2 protein-coding genes are annotated in these 7115 nt (G+C 38.2%); one reads left to right on the forward strand and one right to left on the reverse strand.

Annotation, left to right across the window (positions count from 1 at the left end; translation table 11 throughout):
• Positions 1-56 precede the first annotated feature (56 nt).
• A complete protein-coding gene (locus tag ACP6PK_RS31300; RefSeq protein WP_426565660.1) occupies positions 57-3437 on the reverse strand; it encodes an ATP-binding protein in 3381 nt (1126 codons plus the stop codon).
• A gap of 1509 nt (positions 3438-4946) precedes the next feature.
• On the opposite strand from ACP6PK_RS31300, the gene ACP6PK_RS31305 reads away from it, so the two are divergent.
• Complete coding sequence (locus ACP6PK_RS31305; RefSeq protein WP_426565662.1) at positions 4947-7022, forward strand: NAD(P)H-quinone oxidoreductase subunit 5; 2076 nt, start codon at positions 4947-4949, stop codon at positions 7020-7022.
• The last annotated feature ends 93 nt before the right edge of the window (positions 7023-7115 follow it).

The raw sequence follows: 7115 nt of genomic DNA on the forward strand, positions 1-7115 counted from the left end.
AAATTAGATTAGATAAGCTGGCAGAAAGTATACCTCAAAAAGCTTTTAACTTAGTATTATTTTTGAGTAAATTTCCAAACTCCATCCCAATTTTTCGGCAGACCAGTTACTGTTAATTGGTAGATTCTTTCCAAATAAAGTAGAGATGTTTTATCTACAGAATTCACTGCTAAAACTTTCTGGAAATAATCTTTAGCCAAAACCAAATCTCCCTCACGATAATACTTCAAAGCCAGTTCAAAATCTACTTGAGTTTGTAACTTTAATTCTCGGACAGAATCAATTTCACCTTCAAGAACTTCATAGACATTAATTGGCTCATTTCTACCTACAACTGATACCCGATCTAAAAAACGAATTTGATACTTTTCTGGATTCTTTAAACCCTGAAAAGCTGACTCAGAAATTAATAGTGAAACACCATAATATTTAGTTAAACTTTCTAAACGAGCTGTCAAATTGACATTATCAGAAATAGCATCTCCAGACATTCTATTTGCTTCTCCAACAATCCCAACCATCATATTACCTAAATGAATACCAATTCCTACTTTTATGGGAAATAAACCTTCTGCGATTAATTGATGATTATATTCCTGCAATTTATTCAGTTTACCAATGGCAGCTTGTACCGCATCATCAACACCATCCGGAAATACTGCCATAATCCCATCTCCCATAAACTTAATAATCAAACCATTGCGATCGCGGATTTCTGGACAAACTTGTTGTAAATAACCATTTACAAAAGCAAAAGTTTCTTGAGAAGTCATCTTTTCAGATAGAGTTGTAAAAGAGCGAATATCAGAAAATAAAATTGCCATTTCTTTACTAACTCTGTCTCCTAGTTTAACATCTAGAATATTTTCTTTTGACAGTAACGTTACATATTCGTGGGGTACAAAACGCTCGTAGGAATTAGTAATTTTTGATAATTGAATATGAGTTTTAATCCGAGTTAATAACTCATCTTTAGCAAAAGGTTTAGTTAAATAATCATTGGCACCAAATTGGAAACCCGTCACTAAATCGGCAATTTGATTTTTAGCTGTTAACATTAACACTGGTAAACTTTGGGCTGGATATTTTTCTCGAAGTTTAGCGCATACCTCATAACCAGACATATTTGGCATCATTACATCTAGCAAAATCAGATCAAAATTATTATTATTCAAAGCTGCTAAAGCTTCTTCTCCATTTAATGCTTGGGTAACTTGATAATTATTTGCCTGAAGATGGTTATTCAAAACTTGAATATTTACAGGTTCATCATCAACAACTAAAATGTGGAAATCACCGTTAGAGTTATTACTTTTTAAGGCTTCACTTTCGACTGGTGTTTCTACTTTATCGATAAGATAGCGAATACTGTTAATAGTAGGGGTAGGAAGAATGGGAGTATCAGGTACAGGTTCCTGAGAAATAGGTAGGGTAAAACTAAACCGGGAACCGACACCAACCTCAGATTTTACCCAAATTTGACCACCATGGAGTTCGACTAATTGTTTGGTGACAGCTAACCCTAAACCTGTACCGCCGTATTTTCTGGCAGTTGAACCTTCTCCTTGTTCAAAAGATTCAAATATCCGATCTAGTTTATCGGGAGGAATACCAATACCAGTATCAGATACCATGATGATAATTTCGGTAGCTTCATCTGGATCTTGTTTAGAGGAGTTTAGGGAGGCAGAGATTTCGACTTTCCCAGAGTCAGTAAATTTGATAGCATTGCCAATTAAATTATAGAGTATTTGTTGGAGACGGTTTTCATCAGCAGAGACGGGGGGTAAATCTGTGGGTATAGCATTTATTAATTGGAGATTTTTGTTTTTGCTAACTAATACTTGATTTAGGGTGACTACTGCTTCGACGACTCCCCTAACATCAATAGTTCTGATTTGTAATTCTAGGTTGTGGTGTCTAATTTTAGAAAAGTCGAGAATGTCGTTAACGAGGTTGGAGAGACGACGAGCGCTGGAAACTATCATGGTTAAGTTGGATGTAGTTAAGGAGTTTAAATCTCCAGTGTTTCCTTCAAGGAGAAATTCTCCGATACCGATAATACCATTTAGTGGGGTGCGGAATTCGTGGGAGGTGTTGGCAAGAAATTCGTCTTTGAGAGAGTCGAGTTCTGTAAGTTGTTCATTTTGTGCTTCTAGGGTTTCAAATTGTGTTTCTAGGGTTTGAAAGGATGTCTTGAGTTGGCTTGCCATCTGGTTAAAGGAGTTGGCTAGTTCCCCTAATTCATCTTTACGGTCAATTTCTAGTTGGGTTTCCCATTTTCCCTGAGAAATTTCTTTGGCAGCAGAATTAAGTTTCAAGAGGGGTTTGGTAATCCAGTTAGTGGTGACTATTCCTACTAATATAGTTATTATTAAGGCAGCAAAACTTAATAAAATAGTAGTACGAATATTGGCATCAATTTTTTCCATGAAGTCATCTTCAGGAATAACTACTACTGCTAGCCAATTAATACCTCGTCCGTCTTTTACTGGTATTACGCTCGCATAGTACCATTCGTCCTCAATAGGAAAATTGATTTGGTAAGTGCGCTCTATGTTTGCCAGACTACTAAATTTTTCTTGTAAGTGTTTTGTGGTCATACTTACTATTTTATTGTCACTAGCAGTAGCGAGTAAGGGTTTTATTGTTCGATTTTCGTTAGTTTCTGTAATCACAAAAGGTTGCAGAATCTCAGAACAAGCTATTAAGTTTCCCGATCGCTCGATCAGGAAACTTTGCCCATTGGGACTAATGTATAAATTTCTGAGGAAATGTGTGAGTTTGACAAGGGTAGTTTTGTTGGAGAGAACTCCCAAAAACTTCCCAGTTGAGTCAAAAATAGGTCTAACTGCGGATATATCTAGGGAAGTGTTTTGACGAGAAAAGGATGCAAAAATCGGACTCCAGGTAGGTTTACCTAATTGTTTTGCTGCTATGTACCAGGGGCGATCGCGGGGGTCGTACTCTTTACTCTTTAAATATTGGCTAATGTTGCCTTGATTATTAAGCAGGTAAGTTTCGCGAATGGGTTGGGTCGCGATGTTACGAATTTTAAAATGAATCTCTCCATCTTCGAGATGTTCGACACCAATAAATTCTCCTTCTTCGTTGCCAAAGAATAAATAATCCTCTAAATCTTTTTCTTTTACGACTTGCCAAAAGTATAGCCTGAGTGTTGCAAAATCGTAGACGTCTAAATTGGTACTTTCTATAGCATCATTAGTAATTCTGAGAACTTGATGAGATTGATTTAGATATCCTAAAACGTGCTGTTGAATGCGATCGCTAATTTTGTTGCTTAACCTTTTGCCCAAATCATCAACGGTTTGTTGTCCATTCATAAAAGCAAGATACCCTAGTAATCCAAAAGTACCAAGGATTTGCAGAACAAACGGCACTATTAGAACAGTTTTTAGAGGGAGTTTACTAAACATTGTACCCAGGCTGAGGGATAGAAGTTTAAATGCCATGAAAGCTTTAGGTATTTTTTCTAGTATATCTCTGGACTTATAGAACCCCTGAAGGTATCTATTTAAAAGTAGAGGGGTAGATGGGGAGATGGGGAGATGGGGAGATTGGGAGATTGGGAGATGGGGTGTATTATACCAATTCCCATGAATTATTGCTATACTTGGGCGATACTTCAGTTATTAACTAATCAGTACAATCCGAATCATTTTTTTGCTTATTTTAGCTAGTTTAATGTTAATTATTCTTATGTTTGCTTCTCCCGTACGGACGTTGCATAACAAAAATGCGTTTCATGTCGCGCAGCGAAACGTCCCTACACTCCCCTACTCCCCATCTCTGAAATAGATAAAGTTTTTGAGAAATGGTATTAGACCTCTCCAGAAAATAAACTTGCTATTTATTTTAAATAAGCTAGAGTTGTCAAATCAACTGAAAAAATCATTTTTCGTATCTTTTTCGTGAAAATATATTCCCAGTTAAGTGTTCCCAGTTAAGTATTCTTTGTTCCCTACTAGATGCAAAAAGTCTATATCTTTTTATTTTAAATAAGCTAGAGTTGTCAAATCAACTGAAAAAATCATTTTTCGTATCTTTTTCGTGAAAATATATTCCCTATTCCCTGTTCCCAGTTAAGTGTTCCCTACTAGATGCAAAAAGTCTATATCTTTTTCACGCCTATGTCTATTAGATATCTCCCACTCATCCAATCATCAAATCAATTATTACCCATTTTTTATCAATTTCTTATCAAAAAAAAATGGGTATAAAACCCCGCCTTTTAAGGCGAAATGTTTTTGGAGCGGGGCATAAATCCCCGTGACAAAAACAACTGTCAGATGTGTGTCTTACATTCTGTTAGCGAAGCGTTTCCGGAGGAAATGGAGACCTCAGAATTACACACTCGATCCATGACTTCTGTAGGGACGTTGCATGCAACGTCCCTACCTTCTGACTTCGTTAACCCTCCGACCTATTTTCTGGAGATACGCTTAGGCGTTCTATAGATAGAGTAAGTAGGGCTGGCTGAATAAATATAAAAGCATTGACAGATATAGTCTTTAGGCTTTTTAATTCCTGAAAAAGTACAAAGTTTTCGGTCTAGGGAGCTTAAAAAGTTAGGATTTTAGGCTGACTATAGCAGAAAAATCAAGGGATGATTCTTCCGAGACTTCCAATTCCCCATTTCTCCTGACTCCTATTCCTACAACTCATACTTTTTCAGCAAACCCTAAGTAACCACAACGCCAGATGTGCCACTCAAAGTTTTTTTGACAAAATTGAATAAATATGATATTGAAAAAAATCAACTCCTCAATCCATCAACTTTTGACTTTTGACTTTTGACTTTTGACTTTTAAACCTCAATAACTTTTAAAAAAATCGATCTTTAACACCGATCCCAAGAAAGTCTATGTAAGAATGCTTATTAGTTTTGCCCACGTTAGTAAAGAATTATAAAGTAACCATAAATTATGGAACCACTTTATCAATATGCCTGGCTGATACCAGTATTGCCCGTACTTGGAGCAATGCTAGTCGGCTTAGGGCTAATTTCCTATAGTCAAGCCACCAGTAATTTACGACAGAGAGTCGCCGTCTTCATCGTCTCCCTGATAGGAACTGCAATGGTTCTCTCCTTTGCCTTGCTCTGGAGTCAAATAAATGGCCATGAAACCTATACTCAAATGTTTGAGTGGGCAGCAGCAGGTGACTTCAGGCTCAGTATGGGCTATACCATCGATCACTTGACTGCCCTAATGTTAGTCATCGTGACTACCGTTGCCTTCTTGGTAATGGTCTACACCGATGGTTATATGGCTCACGACCCTGGATATGTCCGCTTCTATGCGTACTTGAGCCTATTTAGCTCTTCAATGTTAGGTCTAGTAGTCTCTCCAAACCTGGTCCAAATTTATATATTCTGGGAACTTGTTGGTGTATCCTCCTACCTACTGATTGGTTTCTGGTATGACCGTAAAGCAGCAGCTGAGGCTTGTCAAAAAGCTTTTGTTGTCAACCGCGTCGGTGACTTTGGTTTGTTACTAGGGATGCTAGGTATTTATTGGGCCACAGGTAGCTTTGAATTTGAAGTAATGGGCGTTCGCTTGGAGCAGCTAGTAGAAACAGGCGCTTTGAGCGTTGGTTTAGCTACTCTTTTCGGTGTCTTAGTTTTCTTAGGACCTGTAGCCAAGTCGGCCCAATTCCCATTACATACCTGGCTGCCAGATGCAATGGAAGGCCCTACTCCTATCTCAGCCCTAATTCACGCAGCGACGATGGTAGCTGCTGGTGTATTTTTAGTAGCGCGGATGTACCCAGTATTGGAACATCTGCCAATAGTAATGAATATTATTGCCTGGACAGGAGCTTTTACAGCTTTCCTTGGGGCAACAATTGCTATTACCCAAAATGACATTAAAAAAGGTCTTGCCTATTCGACCATTTCCCAGTTGGGCTACATGGTAATGGCAATGGGTGTAGGTGCTTATAGCGCCGGACTATTTCACCTAATGACTCACGCTTACTTCAAAGCCATGCTGTTCCTGTGTTCTGGTTCAGTGATTCATGGTATGGAGGCCGTGGTTGGCCATGATCCAGTTTTGGCTCAAGATATGCGGTTAATGGGTGGACTACGGAAATATATGCCTATTACCTCTGCTTGCTTTTTAATTGGTACTGTGGCAATTTGCGGTATTCCTCCTTTTGCTGGTTTTTGGTCAAAGGACGAAATTCTTGGTAGTGCTTTTGCAGCAAATCCCGCTTTGTGGTTTGTTGGTTGGGCAACTGCTGGTATGACTGCTTTTTATATGTTCCGGATGTATTTCTCTACTTTTGAGGGTGAGTTCCGGGGTAACAATGAGGAGATTAAACAGCAATTATTAGGTGGAACTGCAACTGCAACTCCAGTTCCTGCTATGGCTTTCGGTCCTGGAGCAATGGACCCGAATGAACTAGAACATGGCCATGATGACCATGACCACGATCATCATCATAGCGACTCTCCCCATGAGTCTCCTATTACCATGACTTTACCATTGATGGTTTTAGCTATTCCTTCAATGATTATTGGTTTATTGGGAACGCCTTTTGCTAATTATTTTGAGCAGTTTATTTATGCTCCTGGGGAATCTTTAGCAGAGGTATTAGAGGAATTAGCAGAGTTTGATCTGACTGAATTTTTAATTATGGCAGGTAACTCTGTAGGTATCGCTTTGATTGGTATTACTTTTGCTTCGCTGATGTACTTGAGTCGTAAAATTGACCCTAATGCGATCGCGCAAAAAATTAAACCTTTCTACAACTTCTCCCTCAACAAGTGGTATTTAGACGACATCAACGACAAACTATTTGTTCAAGGTAGTCGTCGTTTAGCACGGCAAGTTTTAGAGGTAGATTACAAAGTAGTTGATGGAGCTGTTAACTTAACAGGTTTTATTACCCTATTGAGTGGGGAAGGTTTGAAATATTTGGAAAATGGTCGCGCTCAGTTTTATGCCTTAATTGTATTTGTGGCAGTTTTGGGCTTTGTTGTTTTCTCTGGTGTCTAGTTCAGATATCAGTTATCAGTTATCAGAGGTTTTCTTAGTGGTATTTAGGGAAATATTTTCTTTAATGTTTCTATGAATAATATCAAATTCAAT

Source organism: Dapis hubbardiae BLCC-M172 (assembly GCF_050016015.1).
Classification (GTDB): domain Bacteria; phylum Cyanobacteriota; class Cyanobacteriia; order Cyanobacteriales; family Microcoleaceae; genus Trichodesmium.